19 protein-coding genes are annotated in these 21,603 nt (G+C 64.3%); 9 read left to right on the top strand and 10 right to left on the bottom strand.

Annotated features, from left to right (window positions below; genetic code table 11):
- Positions 1 to 429: 429 nt before the first annotated feature.
- The 10 genes from clpB to R2669_RS19245 form a co-directional block, all read right to left on the bottom strand.
- Positions 430 to 3,018, bottom strand: a complete 2,589-nt coding sequence (gene clpB, locus R2669_RS19290; RefSeq protein WP_316901744.1) for an ATP-dependent chaperone ClpB — start codon at positions 3,016 to 3,018, stop codon at positions 430 to 432.
- Between the two features lie 169 nt (positions 3,019 to 3,187).
- Positions 3,188 to 5,365 carry a 3-hydroxybutyrate oligomer hydrolase family protein gene (locus tag R2669_RS19285; protein WP_316901743.1) on the bottom strand — a complete coding sequence of 726 codons (2,178 nt, stop codon included), beginning with the start codon at positions 5,363 to 5,365 and terminating at the stop codon, positions 3,188 to 3,190.
- 167 nt (positions 5,366 to 5,532) lie between these two features.
- Complete coding sequence (crcB, locus tag R2669_RS19280; protein ID WP_147213568.1) at positions 5,533 to 5,913, bottom strand: fluoride efflux transporter CrcB; 381 nt, start codon at positions 5,911 to 5,913, stop codon at positions 5,533 to 5,535.
- A 15-nt stretch (positions 5,914 to 5,928) separates the two neighbouring features.
- Positions 5,929 to 6,450, bottom strand: a complete 522-nt coding sequence (locus tag R2669_RS19275; protein ID WP_147213567.1) for a molybdenum cofactor biosynthesis protein MoaE — start codon at positions 6,448 to 6,450, stop codon at positions 5,929 to 5,931.
- 16 nt (positions 6,451 to 6,466) lie between these two features.
- Entirely contained in the window at positions 6,467 to 6,724 is a 258-nt protein-coding gene (moaD, locus tag R2669_RS19270; RefSeq protein WP_316901742.1) for a molybdopterin converting factor subunit 1, read from the bottom strand.
- Between the two features lie 12 nt (positions 6,725 to 6,736).
- Complete coding sequence (locus tag R2669_RS19265) at positions 6,737 to 7,996, bottom strand: molybdopterin molybdotransferase MoeA (RefSeq protein WP_147213566.1); 1,260 nt, start codon at positions 7,994 to 7,996, stop codon at positions 6,737 to 6,739.
- A gap of 81 nt (positions 7,997 to 8,077) precedes the next feature.
- Positions 8,078 to 8,695, bottom strand: a complete 618-nt coding sequence (locus tag R2669_RS19260) for a uracil-DNA glycosylase family protein (protein ID WP_147213565.1) — start codon at positions 8,693 to 8,695, stop codon at positions 8,078 to 8,080.
- 4 nt (positions 8,696 to 8,699) lie between these two features.
- Positions 8,700 to 10,145, bottom strand: a complete 1,446-nt coding sequence (gene thrC, locus R2669_RS19255) for a threonine synthase (RefSeq protein ID WP_316901741.1) — start codon at positions 10,143 to 10,145, stop codon at positions 8,700 to 8,702.
- A gap of 15 nt (positions 10,146 to 10,160) precedes the next feature.
- Positions 10,161 to 11,480: a homoserine dehydrogenase gene (locus tag R2669_RS19250; RefSeq protein ID WP_316901740.1), complete on the bottom strand. Its 1,320-nt coding sequence runs from the start codon at positions 11,478 to 11,480 to the stop codon at positions 10,161 to 10,163.
- Between the two features lie 100 nt (positions 11,481 to 11,580).
- Positions 11,581 to 12,822 (bottom strand): pyridoxal phosphate-dependent aminotransferase, encoded by a 1,242-nt coding sequence (locus R2669_RS19245; protein WP_004626525.1) that lies wholly within the window; start codon positions 12,820 to 12,822, stop codon positions 11,581 to 11,583.
- A 297-nt stretch (positions 12,823 to 13,119) separates the two neighbouring features.
- On the opposite strand from R2669_RS19245, the gene R2669_RS19240 reads away from it, so the two are divergent.
- The 9 genes from R2669_RS19240 to R2669_RS19200 all read left to right on the top strand — a co-directional run bounded on the left by R2669_RS19240 (position 13,120) and on the right by R2669_RS19200 (position 21,366).
- On the top strand, positions 13,120 to 13,500 hold the full coding sequence (locus R2669_RS19240; RefSeq protein ID WP_316901739.1) for an Mth938-like domain-containing protein: 381 nt from the start codon (positions 13,120 to 13,122) through the stop codon (positions 13,498 to 13,500).
- A 4-nt stretch (positions 13,501 to 13,504) separates the two neighbouring features.
- Positions 13,505 to 15,175 (top strand): glycosyltransferase family 39 protein, encoded by a 1,671-nt coding sequence (locus tag R2669_RS19235; RefSeq protein ID WP_316901738.1) that lies wholly within the window; start codon positions 13,505 to 13,507, stop codon positions 15,173 to 15,175.
- A gap of 126 nt (positions 15,176 to 15,301) precedes the next feature.
- On the top strand, positions 15,302 to 15,673 hold the full coding sequence (locus R2669_RS19230; RefSeq protein ID WP_012761830.1) for an SMR family transporter: 372 nt from the start codon (positions 15,302 to 15,304) through the stop codon (positions 15,671 to 15,673).
- 40 nt (positions 15,674 to 15,713) lie between these two features.
- Complete coding sequence (locus R2669_RS19225; protein ID WP_316887890.1) at positions 15,714 to 16,874, top strand: DegT/DnrJ/EryC1/StrS family aminotransferase; 1,161 nt, start codon at positions 15,714 to 15,716, stop codon at positions 16,872 to 16,874.
- Between the two features lie 7 nt (positions 16,875 to 16,881).
- Entirely contained in the window at positions 16,882 to 17,877 is a 996-nt protein-coding gene (locus R2669_RS19220; protein WP_316887892.1) for a glycosyltransferase, read from the top strand.
- Complete coding sequence (locus R2669_RS19215) at positions 17,874 to 18,815, top strand: formyltransferase (protein WP_316901737.1); 942 nt, start codon at positions 17,874 to 17,876, stop codon at positions 18,813 to 18,815. Before R2669_RS19220 ends, R2669_RS19215 begins: the two co-directional genes overlap by 4 nt.
- A gap of 16 nt (positions 18,816 to 18,831) precedes the next feature.
- Positions 18,832 to 19,890, top strand: a complete 1,059-nt coding sequence (locus R2669_RS19210; RefSeq protein WP_316875996.1) for a bifunctional UDP-4-keto-pentose/UDP-xylose synthase — start codon at positions 18,832 to 18,834, stop codon at positions 19,888 to 19,890.
- 23 nt (positions 19,891 to 19,913) lie between these two features.
- Positions 19,914 to 20,807 (top strand): 4-deoxy-4-formamido-L-arabinose-phosphoundecaprenol deformylase, encoded by an 894-nt coding sequence (locus tag R2669_RS19205; protein WP_316887895.1) that lies wholly within the window; start codon positions 19,914 to 19,916, stop codon positions 20,805 to 20,807.
- Positions 20,808 to 20,901: 94 nt separating this feature from the next.
- Complete coding sequence (locus tag R2669_RS19200; protein WP_009238321.1) at positions 20,902 to 21,366, top strand: peroxiredoxin; 465 nt, start codon at positions 20,902 to 20,904, stop codon at positions 21,364 to 21,366.
- Positions 21,367 to 21,603 lie beyond the last annotated feature (237 nt).

Here is a 21,603-nt window from a genome sequence, read left to right as displayed (position 1 = left end):
CACAACCGCAGTAGTGCGATGTGCGGCAAGACGCGAGGCAAAGCAATAAGAGCAGGTTGAGATAGCGAGCGAAGCGAAGCAGCACACCGCAAGAAACGAAACTCCGACAGGACACGCAAACCACTGGTTTGGCCGTTGACGTTCCTGCCCTTGATGGCGCCTTGAATTTCTGTAAGCGGGCGGATAAAGGAAGGAGGCCTGTCTGAGCGCAGCGAGTTTGCCTCCTTCCCCGCCCGGTTACAGAAATTCAAGGAGTGGGTCGCCATCTCGGGCGCGCCTTTCTTTGCTTACTTTCTTTGGCAAGACAAAGAAAGTGAGTCGCCCCCGGCAGGGGGTGAAACAAAGATGCACCACCAACAAAAAACCCCAAAACAAAAAAGCCGCTCCGGAACGATCCGGAGCGGCTTTTCAACGCACCACTAAACAGCCTCAGTGCACAACCCGATCAAACGAAAACTGCCCATCCCGATAATCCACCGGCACCACATCCTTGGGCGCGAACTTGCCCTCCAGGATCATCCGTGCCACGGGATTCTCAAGCTGCTGCTGGATCGCCCGCTTCAACGGCCGTGCCCCAAACACCGGGTCGTAACCCGCTGATGCCAGTTTGGCCACTGCCTCGTCGCTGATCTCCAGCGCCAGGTCCATCTGCGCCAGGCGTGCGGACAGACGCTTGAGCTGAATCCGCGCGATCGATTCGATGTTGCGTTGGTCCAGCGCGTGGAACACCACCACCTCGTCGATCCGGTTCAGGAACTCGGGCCGGAAATGCGTCTTCACTTCCTGCCACACGGCACCCTTGATCACATCCGCCGGTTCGGTCGCCATCTGCTGGATGAGCTGCGAGCCGAGGTTCGACGTCATCACGATCACCGTGTTCTTGAAGTCGACCGTGCGGCCCTGGCCGTCGGTCAGGCGCCCGTCGTCCAGCACCTGCAGCAGCACGTTGAAGACGTCCGGGTGCGCTTTCTCCACTTCATCGAGCAGCACCACGCTGTACGGCTTGCGGCGCACGGCTTCGGTCAGGTAACCGCCTTCCTCGTAGCCGACATAACCCGGCGGCGCGCCGATCAGGCGGCTCACGGAATGCTTCTCCATGAACTCACTCATGTCGATGCGGATGAGGTGGTCTTCCGAATCAAACAGGAAGCCTGCCAGCGCCTTGCACAGCTCGGTCTTGCCAACGCCCGTGGGCCCGAGGAACAGGAACGAGCCATACGGCTTGTTCTCGTCCGCAATGCCGGCGCGTGAGCGGCGGATGGCATCCGACACCAGGCGCACGGCCTCGTCCTGGCCGACGACGCGCTCGTGCAGGCGGTCTTCCATCTTCAGCAGCTTCTCGCGCTCGCCGGTCATCATCTTCGACACGGGGATGCCCGTGGCGCGGCTGACGACTTCGGCAATCTCTTCGGCACCCACCTGCGTGCGCAGCAGCTTGTTCGGCTGCTTCTGGCCGGCCGACTCGGCGGCGGTCGCGGCCTTCAGCTTGCCTTCCAGCTCGGGCAGCTTGCCGTATTGCAGTTCGGCCACTTTCTCCAGCTTGCCTTCGCGCTGCAGCTTGGTGATCTCCAGCTTGATCTTGTCGATCTCTTCCTTGAGCGCAGCCGCACCTTGCGCGGCGCCCTTCTCGGCCTTCCAGATTTCGTCCAGATCGGCGTATTCCTTCTGCAGGCGTTCGATCTCCTGCTCGATCAGCTCCAGGCGCTTCTGCGAGGCTTCGTCGGTTTCCTTCTTCACGGCCTCGCGCTCGATCTTCAGCTGGATCAGGCGGCGGTCGAGCTTGTCCATCGCCTCGGGCTTCGAGTCGATTTCCATCTTGATGCGCGCCGCAGCCTCGTCGATCAGGTCGATGGCCTTGTCCGGCAGGAAGCGATCGGTGATGTAGCGGTGGCTGAGTTCAGCCGCGGCCACGATCGCCGGGTCGGTGATCTCCACGCCGTGGTGCAGTTCGTATTTCTCCTGCAGGCCGCGCAGGATGGCGATGGTCGCCTCCACGCTCGGCTCGCCCACGAGCACCTTCTGGAAGCGGCGCTCCAGCGCAGCGTCCTTCTCGATGTACTTGCGGTATTCGTCCAGCGTGGTCGCGCCGATGCAATGCAGCTCACCGCGTGCCAGCGCCGGCTTGAGCATGTTGCCGGCGTCCATCGCGCCCTCGGCCTTGCCCGCGCCCACCATGGTGTGGATCTCGTCAATGAAGAGGATGGTCTGGCCCTCTTCCTTGGCGATGTCGTTCAGCACGGCCTTCAGGCGCTCTTCGAACTCGCCGCGGTACTTGGCACCGGCCAGCAGCCCCGCCATGTCGAGCACCAGCACGCGCTTGTTCTTCAGGCTCTCAGGCACTTCGCCGTTGACGATGCGCTGCGCCAGGCCTTCGACGATGGCCGTCTTGCCGACGCCCGGCTCCCCGATCAGCACCGGGTTGTTCTTGGTGCGGCGCTGCAGGATCTGGATGGCACGGCGGATCTCGTCATCGCGGCCGATGACGGGGTCGAGCTTGCCGATGCGTGCACGCTCGGTGAGGTCGATGGTGTACTTCTTGAGCGCTTCACGCTGGCTCTCGGCCTCGGCGCTGCCGACGGTCTGACCGCCGCGCACGGCGTCGATGGCGGCTTCGAGCGGCTTGCGCGACAGGCCGTGTTCGCGCGCAATACGGCCGGCCTCGCCCTTGTCGTCAGCCACGGCCAGCAGGAACAGCTCGCTGGCGATGAACTGGTCGCCGCGCTTGATGCCTTCCTTCTCGGTTTGCTGCAGCAGGTTGCCCAGATCGCGGCCGACCTGAACCTGTTCGCCGCCCTGCACCTGCGGCAGGTTCTTGATGGCGCGGTCCAGCGCGGTGTCCAGCGCACCCGTATTCACGCCCGCGCGAGCGAGCAGGTTCTTGGTCGCGCCATCCGGCTGGCGCAGCATGGCCAGCAGCAGATGGACGGGTTCGATGTACGGATTGTCGTTGCCCAGCGCCAGGCTCTGCGCGTCGGCCAGCGCTTCCTGGAAGCGGGTGGTCAGTTTGTCCAAACGCATTAAAAACCCCTTGCGGAAAATGTTTCACTGCTCCGAAAGATAGGGAGCTTCGGTGGCATTTCAAGCGTGGAAACGCGGGTTTTGATGCAGATTTGCGCCAGAACAAACGGCGGCGCGCCTGCTGGCACGCCGCCGCCCCAAGTGCGCCAAAATCGTCTTGGCTATCGCATCAGTTCGGCACCGATACCGTCGCCACACCGCCCGACACGCTCACCGAGATGCGGTCGCCCGCAGCCGGCGTGCTGGTGAAGTTCGGCACGTTCGCCGCGTTGATGGCCGGTGCAGCACCGGGCGTGCCACCGCGCGGGGTGGTGCGCACCACCTGCGAAGGCGGCAGCGGCGTGCCGTTCTTCAGGTTGGCGTACATGGCGTCCAGCGCGCGCTGTTCATAGAGCACCAGCGGCACGAACAGCGTGTCGTAGCCAGGCACGAGGTCGATAAAGCCGTCGAAATGCTGCGCGTTCATCACCTCGATGTACGACAGCTTGCTCGAGCCGCCCTCCACCTTGGCGTTCAGCCCCAGGTACGGCCGCGAACCATGGTTGACCGGCAGCAGCGCGTCGTTGCGGCCCTGCACGATCAACGCTGGCTTGCCCTGCAGGTTGCCGGTGCGCAGCGTCTGGCTGATCCCCGTCTGCAACGATTGCGAAGCGGCATCGGCGCCCGTCAGCAGGTTGCGCAGGCACAGCGCGCCATCGAGGTTGGCGGCTTGCGTGCCGGTGGAGTCGATCGACTGGTTGCTGCGCGTCGGCCCGCCCTGGGCGTTGTTGTTGACGAGCTGCACCCCGGAGGTGGGCGGAATGCCGTTGCCGACCGCCGCCATCTGCGCGAGCGCCGTGGCGTTCACCGCCGTCGGATGGAACGACGCATCGGTTGCCGCGAAGCTCAATCCGCACAGGTTGTCGGTCACGCTGGCGCGCGAGAGTGCATTACCGAATGTGGTCGCCACCGATGGATCGATCTCGTAAAACGACATCGACGCATGCACGAGATCCGACTCGGGCTCCCAGCCATAGGCGCGCATCTTCTGCAGGGCTTCGTCAGCCTGGGCAGCCGCCGTGGTGGAGGTCAGCAGCCCGGCCGCCTTCAGCGCGGCGCAGCGGTTGGCCTGGGCGCCCGCCGGGAACGTCGTGAGGCTGCCAAAGAACGCCTGCGCCGGTGCCGTGGCAACGCTCGCTGACGACGCCGCGCAGAGCCGGAACACATTGGCGTAGCTCACGTAGTCGAACAGCGGTTTGCCGGTCGTCGGCAGCGTGGTGCCGCCGCGCACGACCTGCACGCCGGTGTTGGGCGGCAGGTTCAGGCCGGGCTCGCCGACGGCCACCCCGTCGATCCACCCGCCGGTGTCCTGCTCGGCCGCCGCGATGGCTGCGCCGCCGCCATTGGAGATGCTCGACGCGATGACGATGGTGTTGTCCGGACGCACCGGCAGCGCGCTGCCGACCAGCGCACCGCTCGTCGCCGAGACCTTGTCGTTGATCGCCCAGAACGCGAACTGCACGGCCTGCAACGTGAACAGGCCCCAGTCCTTCTCGGGGTTGCGCTGCGAATGCGCGTGCTTGAACGCCAGCCGGTTCGGCGTGGCCGCGTTGAAGGCGGCGAGCTGGCTGCTGGTGAGCGGCGCGGCAAAGTGCGCGTTCGACCCGGCTGCGCTGCGCGTGGTGCGCGTGCCGTCCTGCAGGGCGACGGTGTCGGTGGCCAGGTCGTGCGGACCGGCGCCGGTGCCCTTGTCGGTATAGGCGACGGCGCACTTGCGCTTGAGGCCCCATTCGCCGGTGGAAATCGCGCCGTAGATGCCGCGCGAGCCCGACGAGGTGGCGGTGATGATGCAGGGGTTGTTGACGTCGAAGCTGTCCGGAATCTGCACGAGCAGCACCACGTTCTGCTGGCCGGTGCCGTCGTCGGAGTACGTCACGTATTCGGCGCCGGCGATCATGCCGGAGCCCTGCGTGACGTTGCCGCTCGCGTCGACGTTCGGGCCATAGAGCGTGCCGTAGCCGCCCTTGGCCGCCGTGTCGACCAGCGCGCGGTAGTTGGCGTAGATCGCCAGGCGGCGCAGCTCGGTTGCCGTGGGCGCGGTGGGGTTGGCGATGGTGGGCGCAGTGGCCGAGGCAAGGCCGCTGGCGCCCAGGCCGGCGGTCAGCAGGTCGTCCGATACGCCGTCGTACCGGTTGACGGTCACCTTGCCGGCAAAGGCCGGTTTGGTATTGCTCGGCACGTTGTTGCCGTCATTGCTGCCGCCGCAGGCGCTCAACACGCCGCAGCCGGCCAGCAGCACGGCACCGGCGGCGATCAGGTTGCTGGGCGAGACGTGCCGTCGCAGGCGCGCCGTTCGGGTGGGTTTCATTGCGTCTCCTTCTCGTTATGGATGGAACAACACAAAGCAAACCCGCGGCGGCCTTCGATACTGCACATCCCTACTGGACGTCCGGACGTCCCTAAGCCACCGCAGGCACTACCAGTATGTGAACCAAACTTCTCATTCGCAACTCGATTTGCAGGCGGGGCTTGCGATCAACTGAAGGTGCGCACAGTCCAGAGACCGAGCATCGTGAGGAACAGCGAGCCGCCCAGATGCGCCACGATGTGCAGCGCGCCCATCAGGTGGTCGCCGGCCAGGATGTTGGCAACAACCTCGCTGGAAAACGTCGAGAACGTCGTCAGCCCGCCCAGAAAACCGGTGATGACCAGCAAACGCCATTCCGGCGGCAACCCCGCGTGCGTGTCGAAAACACCCACCGCGACGCCGATGAGGTAGCCCCCCACCAGATTGGCTGCCAGCGTGCCGTACGGCAAGGCCGGATTGATGGCGTTCAACAAGACGGCGAGCGCCCAGCGCAACCAGGCTCCCAGCGCAGCACCCACCCCAACTGCCAGAAAGCCCATTCCGCTCATGCGGTCGCGTCCTTGTTATTCGTAGTCGTTGGGTTGCGCCGATGCGCCGGGCTGATCAGCCGTGCGTGTCGCGGCGTTGGAGGTGGCAATGCCCCAGCGGGCGAGCGCCTTGTCGTCAGTGACACGCGCATCGACCCAGCGCGCGCCTTCGGGCGTCTGTTCCTTCTTCCAGAACGGCGCCTCGCTCTTGAGGTAATCCATGATGAATTCGCACGCGGCAAAGGACTCGCCGCGATGCTTGGACGCCACCGCCACCAGCACGATCTGGTCTTGCGGCTTCAGCTTGCCAACGCGGTGGATGACCAACGCGTCGATCAGCTCCCAGCGCTGCATGGCCGCGCTGACGATGTCGGCGAGCGCCTTTTCGGTCATGCCGGGATAGTGCTCCAGCTCCATCTCCGACACGCCGGTGCCGTCGTTGATGTCGCGCACGGTGCCGATGAAGCTGGCCACCGCGCCAATGTTCGGGCGGCCGGCACGCAGCGCGGCAATCTCGGCGCCGAGGTCGAAGTCGGCTTCCTGCACGCGGACGGACATGTTTGGTCTCCTGCGCTCAGCCGCCGGTCACGGGCGGGAAGAAAGCGACTTCACAGCCGTCGTGCACGGCGGTATCGGCCGGCACGATTTGGTGGTCGACCGCCATGCGCAGCGCACGGCCTTCGGCCAGCGTTTCGCCCCAGACCGGGCCGCGCTGCGCGAGCCAGCGGCGCACATCACCCACGGTGCGCACCCCTTCCGGCACAACCACCTGCTCCTGCGAGGTCCCCAGCTGTTCACGCACGCTGGCAAAGAAACGAAGCTCAATCTGCACGGTCATCGCTCCTTACACCAGGCCTGCAAACGGCAGGAAGCTGACGACATCGCCCGGTGCAATCGGCTGATTGGGCGGGTTGTCGATCAGGCCATCGCCCCACACGGTGGAGGTCAGCACGCCCGAGCTTTGATTCGGGAAGAGGTCCAGCCCGCCGCCCGCGTTGATGCGCGCACGCAGGAACTCGTTGCGGCGATCGCCCTTGGGCAGCGCAAAGTCGGCGCGCATCGGGATGCGCTTCGGGGCCACGTCGGCCACACCCTGCAGGCGCAGGATGAACGGCCGCACGAACAGCAGGAAGGTGACGAAGCTCGACACCGGGTTGCCCGGCAGGCCAATGAAAAAAGCGGTCGGGCCGCCCACCATGCCTTCGGGGCGGCGCACCTCGCCAAAGGCCAGCGGCTTGCCCGGCTTGATGGCGATTTGCCAGAGGTTCAGGCGCCCTTCGGCTTCCACCGCCGGTCTGATGTGGTCTTCCTCTCCCACCGACACGCCGCCGGAGGTGATGATGAGGTCGTGCGCCTCGGCCGCTTCGCGCAGCGTGTCGCGCGTGGCTTGTAGCGTGTCGGGCACGATGCCGAAATCGGTGATGTCGCAACCGAGGTTTTCCAGCAGCGCGCGCAGCGTGAAGCGGTTGGAGTTGTAGATGGCGCCGGGCTTGAGCGGCTCGCCGGGCATGGCAAGTTCGTCGCCGGTAAAGAACACGGCCACGCGCGGACGGCGCACGACGTGCAGATTGGCGCAGCCGACCGAAGCTGCCAAGCCAAGTTGCTGCGGGCCGAGGCGCGTGCCGCGCGGCAGGATTTCGGCGCCGTCAGCGATGTCTTCGCCGGCGCGGCGGATCCATTCGCCGGATTCCGGCACGTGGTCGATGACGACGGTGCCCGTGTCCGGGTCAGCCTTGCATTGCTCCTGCATGACGACCGCATCGGCGCCCGGCGGGATGAGCGCGCCGGTAAAGATACGCGCCGCCTCGCCCGCATTCAGCGGCTGGCCGACATGGCCGGCAGGAATGCGCTGCGCCACCTTCAGGCGCGTGCCCGGCGCAGTGATGTCGGCGGCGCGCACGGCGTATCCGTCCATCTGCGTGTTGTCGGCGGGCGGCACATTCAGGGTGCTGCGCACAGCCTCAGCGAGCACACGCCCGTTGGCATGCAACGTCGACACGGTTTCGGTCTCGTGCAAAGCGCGCACTGCGGCAAGCAGTTGCGACAGCGCCGCATCGAGCGTCAGCAAGGACGGTTTGACGGCGGGAGCATCGTTGGCGGACATGCGGGAATGGGAAAGCGGAATCGAAAAGGAGATTTCGATTGTATCGGTTCCAGGCCGATGCCATGCATCAGCCCAGGCGTATCAAGCGAATGCGTCGGCCAGCGCCGCCCGCAGCGCCGGCACGATGTGCGCGTCGAACCACGGGTTGTGTTTGAACCAGGCCAGGTTGCGAGGGCTCGGATGCGGCAGCGGGAACAGCACGCGGCCGTCCGCGTCGTGCACGGGCCCGTTGCGCACGACGTCGGTCAAGGACCAGTCGCGCGGCACGTCGAGGTAGTTGCGCTGGGCATAGGTGCCCACCAGCAGGGCAAGCCGCACATCGGGCATTGCCGTCAGCAGCGGCCGGTGCCATTTGGGCGCGCATTCCGGGCGGGGCGGCAAATCGCCGTTCGCGCCGGTGCCCGGAAAGCAGAAACCCATCGGCACCACGGCGATGCGCCGGTCGGCGTAGAAATCGTCGTACGAAAACTGTAGCCACTGGCGCAGGCGGTCGCCCGAGCGGTCGTTCCAGGGGATGCCGGTCTCGTGGACGATGCGGCCCGGCGCCTGCCCGATGATCAGGACGCGGGCGCGGCGGTCCGCGACGACCACCGGGCGAGGCTCGTGTGCCAATGCGCCCTGGCACTCGCGGCAGGCGCGGATGTCGTGCAGGCAGCGCTCGAACGCTGCTCCGGCGACGTCATCCGGCACTGCTTCCATCGCTTTAGAGACCGGTGTGCTGGGCGATGTAGACCTTGATGCGGTCGGCGTCTGCCGGCATGACTTCGAAGCGCTGCGGCAGCGATTCGATATCGGCGTAGCCAGCCGGGCGCTCCGGCTCGCGGTCCAGCGCTTCGCGAATGGTGTCGCCAAACTTGGCCGGCAGCGCCGTCTCCAGCACCACCATCGGGACGCCTGGCGTCAGGTTCTCGCGCGCCACCTTCACGCCGTCGGCGGTATGGGTGTCGATCATCGTGCCGTAGGTGGCAAACACATCGCGGATCGTATCGACGCGGTCTTCGTGCGAGCTGCGGCCCGAGACAAAGCCAAACTCGGCGATGCGCTCGAACTCCGGCTTGCCCGTCAGCGAGAACCCACCCTTTTCGTCCACGTCGCGGAAGAGCTGCGCGAGGCGCGCCGGATCGCGATCCAGCAGATCGAACACGAAGCGCTCAAAGTTCGACGCCTTGCTGATGTCCATGCTGGGGCTGGAGGTGTGGTACGTCTGCGCGGCCGAACGTACACGGTACGTGCCGGTGCGGAAGAACTCGTCGAGCACGTCGTTCTCGTTGGTAGCCACGACGAGCTTGTCGATGGGCAAACCCATCATGCGCGCGATGTGGCCGGCGCAAACATTGCCGAAGTTGCCCGACGGCACGCAGAACGACACCTTGTCGCCAATCTTCGCGGCGGCCAGCAGGTAGCCCTTGAAGTAGTAGACGACCTGTGCAACGACGCGTGCCCAGTTGATCGAGTTGACCGTGCCGATCTTCTGGCGGGCCTTGTAGTCGAGATCGTTCGACACCGCCTTGACGATGTCCTGCGCGTCGTCGAACACGCCTTCGATGGCGATGTTGAAGATGTTCTTGTCTTGCAGGCTGAACATCTGCGCGGTCTGGAACGCGCTCATCTTGCGATGCGGGCTCAGCATGAACACGCGCACGCCGCGCTTGCCGCGCATGGCGTATTCGGCTGCGCTGCCCGTGTCGCCGGAGGTGGCGCCGAGGATGTTCAGCTCGGCATGCTCACGGTCGAGCGCGTATTCGAACAGGTTGCCCAGCAACTGCATCGCCATGTCCTTGAAGGCCAGCGTCGGGCCGTTCGACAGGCACAGCAGCGACAGCGACGTGCCGCCCTCCTCGCCCAGCTTGTGCAGGGGGGTGATGTCGGCGGTGTTGTCGCCGGCGCGTGCGTTGCAGTAGACCTCGGGCGTGTAGGTGCGGCGGGTCAGTGCGCGCAGGTCGTCTTCGGGAATGTCGGTGGCGAACTTGCGCAGGATTTCAAACGCGAGGTCGGCGTACGGCAGGTCGCGCCAGCGGGTCAGCTCTTCAGCGCTGACTTGCGGATATTGCTCGGGCAGGTACAGGCCGCCGTCCGGCGCCAGGCCGCCCAGCAGGATGCGGGAGAAACTTTGCGGCTCTGCGTGGCCGCGGGTCGATCGGTATTGCATGCTCGTGTCCTGCGCTTAGTTCAGTTCTTCCATGCGGATGCGCGTGACCTTCGACAGCACGGTCGGCAGCGCTTCGATGGCGGCGATGGCGGCGTTCACGCGTTTCTCCACCGTCACATGCGACAGCATGATGATGTCGGTCTGCGGCTCGCCTTCGCGCGATTCCTTCTGCAGCATGGCATCGATCGAGATGCCGCCCTCGGCCAGGATGCGCGTGATGTCGGCCAGCACGCCGGTTTCATCCGCCACGCGCATACGCAGGTAGTAGCTCGAACGCACTTCGTCGATCGGCAGCACCGGCGTATCGGACAGCGCGTCCGGCTGAAACGCCAGATGCGGCACGCGGTGTTCCGGGTCCGCCGTGTGCAGGCGCGTCACGTCCACCAGATCGGCGACGACGGCCGAAGCAGTCGGCTCGGCGCCGGCGCCCTTGCCGTAGTACAGCGTCGGGCCCACGGCATCGCCGTTGACGACCACTGCGTTCATCGCGCCTTCCACGTTGGCGATCAGGCGCTTGGCCGGCACCAGCGTCGGATGCACGCGCAGCTCGATGCCGGCCTCGGCACGGCGCGTGATGCCCAGCAGCTTGATGCGGTAGCCGAGTTCTTCGGCGTAGCGGATGTCGACGGCTTCGAGCTTGGTGATGCCTTCCACGTATGCGCGCTCGAACTGCACCGGCACGCCAAACGCGATGGCGCTCATGAGCGTCAGCTTGTGCGCGGCGTCAAAGCCCTCGATGTCGAAGGTCGGATCGGCCTCGGCGTAGCCCAGGCGCTGGGCTTCCTTGAGCACGGTATCGAAATCCAGACCCTTGTCGCGCATCTCGGTCAGGATGAAGTTCGTGGTGCCGTTGATGATGCCGGCGATCCATTCGATGCGGTTGGCCGTCAGGCCTTCGCGCAGTGCCTTGATGATGGGGATGCCCCCGGCCACGGCGGCTTCGAACGCCACCATCACGCCCTTGTCCTGCGCGGCCTTGAAGATCTCGTTGCCATGCACGGCCAGCAGCGCCTTGTTGGCGGTGACAACGTGCTTGCCATTGGCGATGGCGCGCAGCACCAGCTCGCGCGTCAGGTCATAGCCGCCGATCAGCTCCACGACGATGTCGATCTCGGGCGAATCCACAATCGCAAACGGGTCGTTCACCACCGGCACGGTCGCACCGGCTTCCTGCACGATGGCGCGCGCGCGGTCGAGATTGCGCACGGCAATCATGGCGACTTCAATGCCGCGACCCGCGCGACGGCGGATTTCTTCCTGGTTCCGTTGCAGAACCTTGAGGGTACCGCCACCGACGGTACCGAGCCCGAGCAGGCCGATCTTGATGGGATTCATGAGACGTGTCGTAGAAAAACGAAAAAGCGGAGAGGCAAAAAACACACAGGGCAGACACCTCGGTCTGCCCCGCAATTACTGATCTGGCGGAAGACCGATGTTATGCGGCCCGGATGCCAGTACCGTGACGTTGACGGTACCGCTCCAGGAAGCGCGAAATTCGGCCGATCGCTTCACGAAGGTCGTCTTCGTGTGGCAGGAAGACGATGCGGAAGTGATCCGGCGAGTGCCAGTTGAAGCCCGTGCCCTGCACCAGCAGAACACGCTCTTCTTCCAGCAGCTGGCGGATGAAGGTCTGGTCGTCTTCGATCGGGTACACGGCCGGGTCCAGGCGCGGGAACATATACAGCGCAGCCTTGGGCTTCACGCAGGTCACGCCGGGGATGGCGGTGATCAGTTCGTGCGCCAGGTCACGCTGACGGCGCATGCGGCCGCCCGGCGCCACCAGGTCTTTGATGCTCTGGTAACCGCCCAGCGCAGTCTGGATCGCCCATTGGCCCGGCACGTTGGCGCACAGGCGCATCGACGACAGCATGTTCAGGCCTTCGATGTAATCCTTGGCCGGGCGCTTGTCGCCAGACACGACCATCCAGCCTGCGCGGTAACCGCACGAGCGGTAGCTCTTCGACAGGCTGTTGAACGTCACGGTGAGCACGTCTTCCGACAGCGAACCGATCGCCGTGTGCTTGTTGTCGTCGAACAAGACCTTGTCGTACACCTCGTCAGCGAAGATCACCAGGCCGTGCTCGCGCGCAATGGCAACGATGCCGAGCAGCAGTTCGTCCGAATACAGCGCGCCGGTCGGGTTGTTCGGGTTGATGACGACGATGCCCTTGGTGTTGGGCGTGATCTTCGCGCGGATGTCGTCCAGGTCGGGCATCCAGCCGTTGGCCTCGTCGCAGGTGTAGTGCACCGGCGTGCCGCCCGAAAGGCTCGTCACGGCGGTCCACAGCGGGTAGTCGGGAGCCGGCAGCAGCAGCTCGTCGCCTGCGTCGAGCAGCGCGTTGGTGGCCAGCGAAATCAGCTCGGACGCGCCATTGCCCAGATAGATGTCGTCCAGCGTGACGTTCTTGATGCCCTGTTCCTGCGTGTAGTGCATCACCGCCTTGCGCGCCGCGAAGATGCCTTTGGAATCCGAGTAGCCGGCCGAATTCGGCAGGTTACGGATCATGTCCAGCTGGATCTCTTCCGGGGCATCGAAACCGAATGGGGCGAGGTTGCCGATATTCAGCTTGATGATCTTGTGGCCGTCTTCTTCCATCTGCTTGGCCTTTTCGAGCACGGGGCCGCGAATGTCATAGCAGACGTTGTTGAGCTTGGCGGATTTCTGGATCGTTTTCACGGGCAAGGCGGCGATGGGCGACGTTGAACGGGCTTGAACTACGGGCATTCTGTGGCACAGCACAGCGGCGACGGTAACGCCACACAGCGGCAGGCACCGCTGCGCTTATTCCTTGCCGGGCATCGCTTATGGCGCGGCGGGCGAAGGAGAGAAAAAGATATAATTTAGCCCATTATGACAGACTTAGGCGGGCATTTTTGCAACGCAGCGAAACCCGCCCGGACGTCTGAAACCTAGCGCCTCTGCCAGCGCGCCGCCGCATGCGCCGCAGGCACCGCGCCCGATGGGATTCCCGCCTTGAAGCTCCATTCATCCGATTCGTCGATCATCCTCAATACCGTCACCGGCTATGGCGACGGGTATATCGAAATCAACAAGGTGCGCTACGAGCACTCCGTGCTGGTGATGCCGGAGGGCGCCGTGGTGCCGTGGGACCTTGCGCGCTTTGAAGACCTGACGCCCGAACATTTCTCCCGCCTGCTTGAACTGGGCGCTGAAGTGGTGATCTTCGGGACAGGCAACAAGCTGCGCTTCCCGCACCCGCGGCTGACGGTGCCGCTCACCGAGAAGCGCATCGGCGTGGACGCCATGGACCTGCAGGCCGCCGGCCGCACATACAACATTCTGATGCTGGAAGGCCGCAAGGTGGCCGCCGCCCTGCTGATCGAGCGCGCCTGACCGCATGCCGATCGACCGCACCGCTCAAGCGCCCACCCTCCCCTGGCGCAACGCTTCTCTTTGGCTGCTGGCTGCTGCGTTCCTGGCCGTCTGGCTCGGTACGCTGGGCTACCGGCACCTGATCCCCACCGACGAAGGCCGCTACGCCGAAATTGCGCGCGAGATGTTCGTCTCCGGCGACTGGGTGACCATCCGTTACAACGCCCTGAAGTACTTCGAAAAGCCGCCGCTGCAGATGTGGGGCACCGCGCTCGCCTATACGCTGTTCGGCATTGGCGACTGGCAGGCGCGACTGTTCACCGCGCTTTCAGGCATCGTCGGCATTGTTTTCACGATGCTGGCGGCGGCGCGCTGGTGGGGCAGGCGGACGGCCGTCATCAGCGGCCTGGTGCTGGTGAGTGCGCCTCTGTGGAACGTCGGCTCGCACTTCAACTCGCTCGACATGGGGGTGGCCGGCTGCATGACGATGGCGCTGGGCTCGCTGTTGCTGGCGCAACATCCGGATGCGACGCGCGCGCAGCAGCGCGGCTGGATGTGGGCCTGCTGGGCGTCGATGGCCCTGGCGGTATTGAGCAAGGGCCTGATCGGCGTGGTGCTACCCGGCTTTGTGCTGGTGGTCTACACGTTGGTCGCGCGCGACTGGGCGCTCTGGAAGCGCCTGCATCTCGTGACGGGGCTGATCATCTTCTTTGCCGTGGGCGCGCCGTGGTTCGTGTTGATCTCCTTGCGCAACCCGGAATTCGCTTGGTTCTTCTTCGTGCACGAGCATTTCCAGCGCTTCACGTCGACCGTGCACAACCGCAATGCCCCGCTCTGGTATTTCGTGCCGCTGTTGGTGGCCGGTTTCCTGCCTTGGCTAGCGCAATTGCCCGGCGCCGCACGGCTGACCATGGCGCGTGCCGAAACCGCCAGCAACGGCTTCCGCCCCACGCTGGTGCTCGGCCTGTGGGCCGTTCTGATCTTCGCGTTTTTCAGCATTTCCGACTCGAAGCTGCCGGGTTACATCTTCCCGATCATTCCAGCGCTCGCGATTCTGGCGTCCCTGGTACTGGAGCAAACCAGCGAGCGCGCGTGGCGCTGGCAACTCAAGGCCTTCCTGGCGCTTGCGCTGGTCGGCCTCGCAGCCAGCGGTTACGTGGCGACGATGTCGTCCGGCATGTACCCGAATGCAGTGTTTTCCCGCTTTGCGGTATTCCTAGCCGTGGCATTTGCGGCGGGAGCTGCGTTCACGTGGCTCGCCATTCGCTTGGCGGGCCGGCGCTTCGAGAGCGTGGTCGCGTTCGCGTGCGCGTGGTTCCTGACGTTTACAGCTGCGATGCTCGGCCACGAAGCCTTCGGGCGCTCGATGTCGGGTATCGATCTCGTGCCTGCCGTCCGGCCGTGGCTCAAGCCCGACGTGCCGTTCTATGCGGTGGAGCGTCTGGACCATACAATGCCGTTTTACCTCGGCAGGCCCACCATCATGGTGCAGGAACCCGACGAATTGGCTTTCGGCGTGGAGCAGGAGCCGTCCAAGTGGGTACCGACCACCGAAGGGTTCGTAGCGCGCTGGAAAGCCGGCGGCCAGGCCGTCGCCATGATGGGGCCGGGGACCTATGATCGACTGACGGCCCAAGGCGTACCGATGATCGTGATCGCCCGCGATGCCCGCCGCGTGATCGTCCGGCGCAACTAGGTTTTACCGCCACGGATTCTCGAAAGGGGCGCGCAAGCGGAATTGTCGTAACATGCGCCCCGGCGGCGGGATTGAGAACGTTCATACGGGGAAACCGCCGCAGTCTGCAAAACATCAAAAGAACACATGAATCTGGTCACTTTCGGGCTGATCCTGACGGGCGTCATGCTCAATGCCTGCGCCCAGCTGCTGCTCAAGGCAGGCGTCAACAACATCGGCCGCTTCGCGTTTTCGGCCGACAACATCCTGCCGATCGGCATCAAGCTTGCAACGCAGTGGCCCATCATTGGCGGTCTGTCGTGCTACGTCATCTCGGTGGTGGTGTGGATTCTCGGGCTGTCGCGCGTGGATGTGACCATCGCGTATCCGATGCTGTCGCTGGGCTACGTGGTCAACGCCTTCCTGGCGTGGTATCTGTTTGGCGAAGTGCTGACGGTGCAGCGCCTGATCGGCATCGCGATCATTCTCGTCGGCGTCCTTGTGCTGGCTCGTTCGTGAGCCGATCCGCCCACACCCAGCCTCCAACCTCATTCAAGTCATGACGCAAACCACCGCCACTGCCGAGCTTCCCTTCCTGCCCTTCGTGCGTCCGACCATTGACGAAGCGACCATCGCTGCCGTGGCCGAGGTGCTGCGCTCGGGCTGGATCACCTCGGGGCCCAAGGTCGCCGCATTCGAAGCCGCGCTGTCGGAATACTTCGGCGGCCGTATCGTCCGCACATTCGCCAACGGCACGGCCACGATGGAAGTCGCGCTGCGCATCGCGGGCATCGGCCCCGGCGATGAAGTGATCACCACGCCGATCTCGTGGGTCGCCACCTCCAACGTGGTGCTGACGGTCGGCGCCAAGCCTGTTTTCGTCGACATCGACCCCGTGACGCGCAACATCGACCTGGACAAGGTCGAGGCCGCCATCACGCCGCGCACCAAGGCGATCATTCCGGTCTATCTGTCGGGGCTGCCCGTCGATATGGACCGTCTGTACGACATCGCCCGCCGCCACAAACTGCGCGTGGTGGAAGACGCCGCACAGGCCATTGGTTCGCGCTGGGGCGACAAGCGCATCGGCGAGATCGGAGACCTGGTCAGCTTCAGTTTCCAGGCCAACAAGAACATCACGACCATCGAAGGCGGCGCGCTGGTGCTCAACACGCCCGAAGAAGCCGTGCTGGCCGAAAAGTATCGCCTGCAGGGCGTCGTGCGCACCGGCTTTGACGGCATGGAAGTCGATCTGGTGGGCGGCAAGTTCAACCTGACCGACGTGAATGCGGCGATCGGCCTGGGGCAATTCGCTCAGCTGGAAGCCGTCACTGCCCGACGCGCTGCGCTGGCCCGCCGCTACTTTGCCGGCATGCGCGCGGCCGACATCGAGTCGTTCGGTGTCGAACTGCCGGTGGAGAACTTTACGAATACGAACTGGCACATGTTCCAGATCGTGCTGCCGCTGGACCGCCTGAAGGTCGATCGCGCCGGCTTCATGGCCGGCCTGAAGACGCTGGGCATCGGCGCGGGCGTGCACTACCCGCCCATTCACCTGTTCAAGCTCTATCGCGAACTCGGCTGGAAGCCGGGCATGTTCCCGGTGGCCGAGCGCATCGGCCGTGCCATCGTGACGCTGCCGATGTTTGCCGGCATGGAAGATTCCGACGTGGATCGCGTGGTCAGCGCGGTCCACCAACTTTGCGCCCAGTACCAATAATCCAATAATGAAGACACCCGCTCTCTCGGTCGTCATTCCTGTTTACAACGAAGAAGACGGGCTCGCCGCGCTGTTTGCGCGTTTGTATCCCGCACTCGACGCGCTCGGCATCTCGTATGAGGTCGTGTTCGTCAACGACGGCAGCCGCGACCGCTCCGCCGCCATGCTGGCCGAACAGTTCCGCGCGCGCCCGGACAGCACGCGCGTCGTGCTGTTCAACGGCAACTACGGCCAGCACATGGCCATCCTGGCCGGCTTCGAACATGCGCGCGGCGAACGCGTCGTCACGCTCGATGCCGACTTGCAGAACCCACCGGAAGAAATCGGCCGCCTGGTCGAAAAGCTCGACGAAGGCTACGACTACGTCGGCACCATCCGCCGCGTGCGCCAGGACAGCTGGTTCCGCCGCACCGCGTCGCGCGCAATGAACTCGCTTCGCGAGCGCATCACGCACATCAAGATGACCGACCAGGGCTGCATGCTGCGCGCCTACAGCCGGACCATCGTCGACACCATCAACCGCTGCCGCGAAGTCAACACCTTCATCCCGGCGCTGGCCTACACCTTCAGCAAGAACCCCACCGAAATCGAAGTCGACCACGAAGAGCGCTTCGCGGGCGAGTCGAAGTACTCGCTGTACAAGCTCGTACGCCTGAATTTCGATCTGGTGACGGGCTTCTCGGTGGTGCCGCTGCAGTGGTTCTCGGCGATCGGGATGCTGCTCTCGTTCGCCTCGGCAGTCCTGTTCATTCTGCTGGTGATACGCCGCTTCGTCCTGGGCGCGGAAGTCCAGGGCGTGTTCACGCTGTTCGCCATCACGTTCTTCCTGATGGGCGTACTGCTGTTCGGTATCGGCTTGCTCGGCGAATACATCGGCCGGATTTATCAACAAGTGCGCGAGCGCCCGCGCTATCTGGTGCAGGGCGTGCTGGAAGAAACCTCGCACCTGCATGAAGCCGGTGCCGCCGACCTGAAGGCGGGCACGCAGCGAGGTGTCGCATGACTTCTGACACCAAACGGCGCGCCGTCGTTTTCGCGTATCACAACGTCGGTGTACGTTGCCTGCGCGTGCTGGCCGCGCGCGGCATTCAGGTCGAACTCGTCGTGACGCATGAGGACAACGCTGCTGAAAACATCTGGTTCGGCAGCGTGCGCGCCACGGCCCAGGAGCTGGGCATCCCCTACATCACGCCGGACAACGCAAACGGCGAAGACCTGCAAGCGCGCATCGGCGCCATTGCGCCGGACTTCATCTTTTCGTTCTATTACCGGCATATGATCCCGATGCGCCTGTTGAGCCTCGCCAAATTTGGCGCGTTCAACATGCACGGTTCCCTGCTGCCCAAGTACCGCGGCCGCGTGCCCATCAACTGGGCGGTGCTGCACGGCGAGACCGAAACCGGCGCCACCCTGCATGAAATGGTCGAAAAGCCGGATGCCGGCTACATCGTCGACCAGACCATCGTGCCGATCCTGCCGGATGACACCGCCCACGAAGTATTTGAAAAGGCCACCGTGGCGGCCGAGCAAACGCTGTGGCGCGCACTTCCCGCCATGATTGCCGGGCAAATCCCGCAGCACCCGAACGTACTGGCCAACGGCAGCTACTTCGGCGGCCGCAAGCCCGAAGACGGCCGCATCGACTGGTCCCAGCCGACCCAGCAGGTCTATAACCTGATCCGTGCCGTGGCGCCGCCCTACCCCGGTGCCTTTACGGACGCCGGCAGCGAACGCTACATTGTGGCGCGGGCCCGCCTGGCGCATCAAAACTTTACGAATTTGCCGCCGGGCTTGCACGTCGTGGATAATGCGATGTTCGGCGTGTGCGGCGATGGGGGAGCCATCGCCATTCACGAGCTCTGGCGCGTCGAGCCCCAAGCTGCCAGCGGAACGTCTGTCGTGACCGCGCAGCAGCTCGCCAGCCAGCTCGCCCTCTCCTGATCTTGAGTTTGCCTTCATGAAAAAAGTACTGATCCTCGGCGTCAACGGCTTCATCGGCCACCACCTGTCCAAGCGCATCCTGGAGACCACCGACTGGGAGGTCTACGGCATGGACATGCAGACCGAGCGTCTGGGCGACCTGGTCAACCACCCCCGCATGCATTTCTTCGAGGGTGACATCACCATCAACAAGGAGTGGGTCGAGTATCACGTGAAGAAGTGCGACGTGATCCTGCCGCTGGTGGCCATCGCCACGCCGTCAACCTACGTCAAAGACCCGCTGCGCGTGTTCGAGCTGGATTTTGAAGCCAACCTGCCGATCGTTCGCTCGGCTGCCAAGTACGGCAAGCACCTCGTCTTCCCGTCGACCTCCGAGGTCTACGGCATGTGCAGCGATTCCGAGTTCGATCCGGAAGCCTCGCCGCTGATCTACGGCCCCATCAACAAGCCACGCTGGATCTACGCCTGCTCCAAGCAGCTGATGGACCGCGTGATCTGGGGTTACGGCATGGAAGGCTTGAACTTCACGCTGTTCCGTCCGTTCAACTGGATCGGCCCGGGCCTCGACTCGATCTACACCCCGAAGGAAGGTTCGTCGCGCGTGGTGACGCAGTTCCTCGGCCACATCGTGCGCGGCGAGAACATCAAGCTCGTCGACGGCGGCAGCCAGAAACGCGCGTTCACGTATATCGACGATGGCATCGACGCACTGGTGCGCATCATCGCCAACAAGAACGGCGTGGCCTCGGGCAAGATCTACAACATCGGCAACCCGTCGAACAACTACTCGGTGCGCGAACTGGCCAACATGATGTTGGAACAGGCCGCCCAGATCGACGAATACAAAGACACCGCCAAGCAGGTCCAGTTGGTGGAAACGACCTCCGGCGCCTATTACGGCAACGGCTACCAGGACGTGCAGAACCGCGTGCCGAAGATCGCCAACACCATGGAAGATCTCGGCTGGAAGCCGACCACGGTGATGAAGGACGCGCTGGCGAACATCTTCGAAGCGTATCGCACGCACGTGGCTGAAGCCCGCAGCCTGGTCGAAGACGGCAACGGCAACAAGTAAAGGCAACACCCCCGCGCAGGTTCATGGCTCTCATCGTTCTCAAGATCGACGTCGACACCCTGCGCGGCACCCGCGAAGGCGTGCCCAACCTCGCGCGCATGTTGCGCGAGCACGAGGCGGGCGCGACCTTCCTCTTCAGCCTCGGCCCGGACCACACCGGCTGGGCGCTGCGCCGGGCCTTCCGCCCCGGTTTCCTGAAAAAGGTTTCCCGCACGTCAGTCGTCGAGCATTACGGCCTTCGCACGCTGATGTACGGCGTGCTGCTGCCCGGCCCCGACATCGGCCGCAAAGCCGCTGGCGAAATGCGGGGCATTGCCGAGGCAGGTTTCGAGACCGGCATCCACACGTGGGACCACGTGCTGTGGCAAGACAACGTGCGCCAGCGCGATGCCGGCTGGACCGCCCGCCAAATGACCGCCGCCCACGCGCGTTTCATCCAGGTATTCGGCAAGCCCCCCGTGACGCACGGCGCTGCCGGCTGGCAGATGAACGACCACGCCTTCCGCCAGATCGACAATTGGGGCATGGCCTACGCCTCCGACGGCCGGGGCACGCATCCGTACATCCCGAGCGTTGACGGCAAGGCGCTGAACCACGTGCAATTGCCGACCACGCTGCCCACGCTCGACGAGCTGATCGGCGTGGAAGACATCACCCTCGACAACGTCGCCCGGCACATTTTGAAGATGACCGAGTCCGACCGCGACCAGGTATTCACCTTGCATGCGGAACTTGAAGGGCAGAAACTCGCCCCGATCTTCCGCGAGTTGCTGCGAGGCTGGCGCGCACAGGGCCATCGGCTTGGGTCGATGGGCGATTACTACGCAACGCTCGATCGCAGTACCCTGCCCGTGCAACCCGTCACGTGGGGCGAAGTTGCCGGCCGCAGCGGCAGCCTGATCGTTCAGCCGGCCTGATCCTTCCGATCGCCGGTTTGGCGGCTGGCGCAGTGCCTCAGCATTGCTCGTCCACGAGCTTCCTGTCTCTTCCCGAGGTTTTCCGGAACACACCATGCCCGTCACGATCGACAAGCCTCTTCCCGATTTCTCCGCACCAGCCACCAGCGGCATCACGTTTTCGCCGGCATCGCAGCGCGGCAAGATCGTCGTGCTGTATTTCTATCCGAAGGACAACACGCCCGGCTGCACCACCGAGGCGATGAACTTCCGCGACCAGTACGACGCGTTTGAAGCGGCTGGCGCCGTGGTGTTCGGCATCTCGCGCGACAGTCTGAAATCGCACGAAAACTTCAAGGCGAAACTCGAGATGCCGTTCGAGCTGATCTCTGACGCCGACGAAGCCGTCTGCAACATCTTCGACACGATCAAGATGAAGAAGATGTACGGCAAGGACGTGCGCGGCATCGAGCGCAGCACATTCCTCATCGACAGCAAGGGCGTGCTGCGCAAGGAATGGCGGGGTGTGAAGGTGCCCAACCACGTGGACGATGTGCTGGCGGCGGTGCGCGCGTTATAACCGCGCGTAAAAGCCCATCGCGCAGAAAGCGCCGTGCACGGCATGCAGGCGCTTGCTTTTCCGTTGATTTCATCATCAATCGTGGCGCAGTTTGGACGGCGCCACACGTCACATGTGACCGATTGCAAATCACAAACGCTTCCGATACAGTCGGAACCGATGAGTACGAAATCCGGATGCCATTCCGATAGCCCACGACGGTACCGGCGGCCAAGTTGGCCTGATACCGCTTCTGCG

This window comes from Ralstonia edaphi, assembly GCF_958350185.1.
GTDB lineage: Bacteria > Pseudomonadota > Gammaproteobacteria > Burkholderiales > Burkholderiaceae > Ralstonia > Ralstonia edaphi.
This window is presented reverse-complemented; position numbering and strand designations above follow the sequence as displayed.

What these genes read in the sequence shown, in the direction of transcription:
- clpB (WP_316901744.1), bottom strand. Translation starts at nt 3,018, where the DNA reads ATGCGTTTGGACAAACTGACCACCCGCTTCCAGGAAGCGCTGGCCGAC.
- R2669_RS19285 (WP_316901743.1), bottom strand. Translation starts at nt 5,365, where the DNA reads ATGAAACCCACCCGAACGGCGCGCCTGCGACGGCACGTCTCGCCCAGC.
- crcB (WP_147213568.1), bottom strand. Translation starts at nt 5,913, where the DNA reads ATGAGCGGAATGGGCTTTCTGGCAGTTGGGGTGGGTGCTGCGCTGGGA.
- R2669_RS19275 (WP_147213567.1), bottom strand. Translation starts at nt 6,450, where the DNA reads ATGTCCGTCCGCGTGCAGGAAGCCGACTTCGACCTCGGCGCCGAGATT.
- R2669_RS19265 (WP_147213566.1), bottom strand. Translation starts at nt 7,996, where the DNA reads ATGTCCGCCAACGATGCTCCCGCCGTCAAACCGTCCTTGCTGACGCTC.
- R2669_RS19260 (WP_147213565.1), bottom strand. Translation starts at nt 8,695, where the DNA reads ATGGAAGCAGTGCCGGATGACGTCGCCGGAGCAGCGTTCGAGCGCTGC.
- thrC (WP_316901741.1), bottom strand. Translation starts at nt 10,145, where the DNA reads ATGCAATACCGATCGACCCGCGGCCACGCAGAGCCGCAAAGTTTCTCC.
- R2669_RS19250 (WP_316901740.1), bottom strand. Translation starts at nt 11,480, where the DNA reads ATGAATCCCATCAAGATCGGCCTGCTCGGGCTCGGTACCGTCGGTGGC.
- R2669_RS19235 (WP_316901738.1), top strand. Translation starts at nt 13,505, where the DNA reads ATGCCGATCGACCGCACCGCTCAAGCGCCCACCCTCCCCTGGCGCAAC.
- R2669_RS19230 (WP_012761830.1), top strand. Translation starts at nt 15,302, where the DNA reads ATGAATCTGGTCACTTTCGGGCTGATCCTGACGGGCGTCATGCTCAAT.
- R2669_RS19225 (WP_316887890.1), top strand. Translation starts at nt 15,714, where the DNA reads ATGACGCAAACCACCGCCACTGCCGAGCTTCCCTTCCTGCCCTTCGTG.
- R2669_RS19220 (WP_316887892.1), top strand. Translation starts at nt 16,882, where the DNA reads ATGAAGACACCCGCTCTCTCGGTCGTCATTCCTGTTTACAACGAAGAA.
- R2669_RS19215 (WP_316901737.1), top strand. Translation starts at nt 17,874, where the DNA reads ATGACTTCTGACACCAAACGGCGCGCCGTCGTTTTCGCGTATCACAAC.
- R2669_RS19210 (WP_316875996.1), top strand. Translation starts at nt 18,832, where the DNA reads ATGAAAAAAGTACTGATCCTCGGCGTCAACGGCTTCATCGGCCACCAC.
- R2669_RS19205 (WP_316887895.1), top strand. Translation starts at nt 19,914, where the DNA reads ATGGCTCTCATCGTTCTCAAGATCGACGTCGACACCCTGCGCGGCACC.
- R2669_RS19200 (WP_009238321.1), top strand. Translation starts at nt 20,902, where the DNA reads ATGCCCGTCACGATCGACAAGCCTCTTCCCGATTTCTCCGCACCAGCC.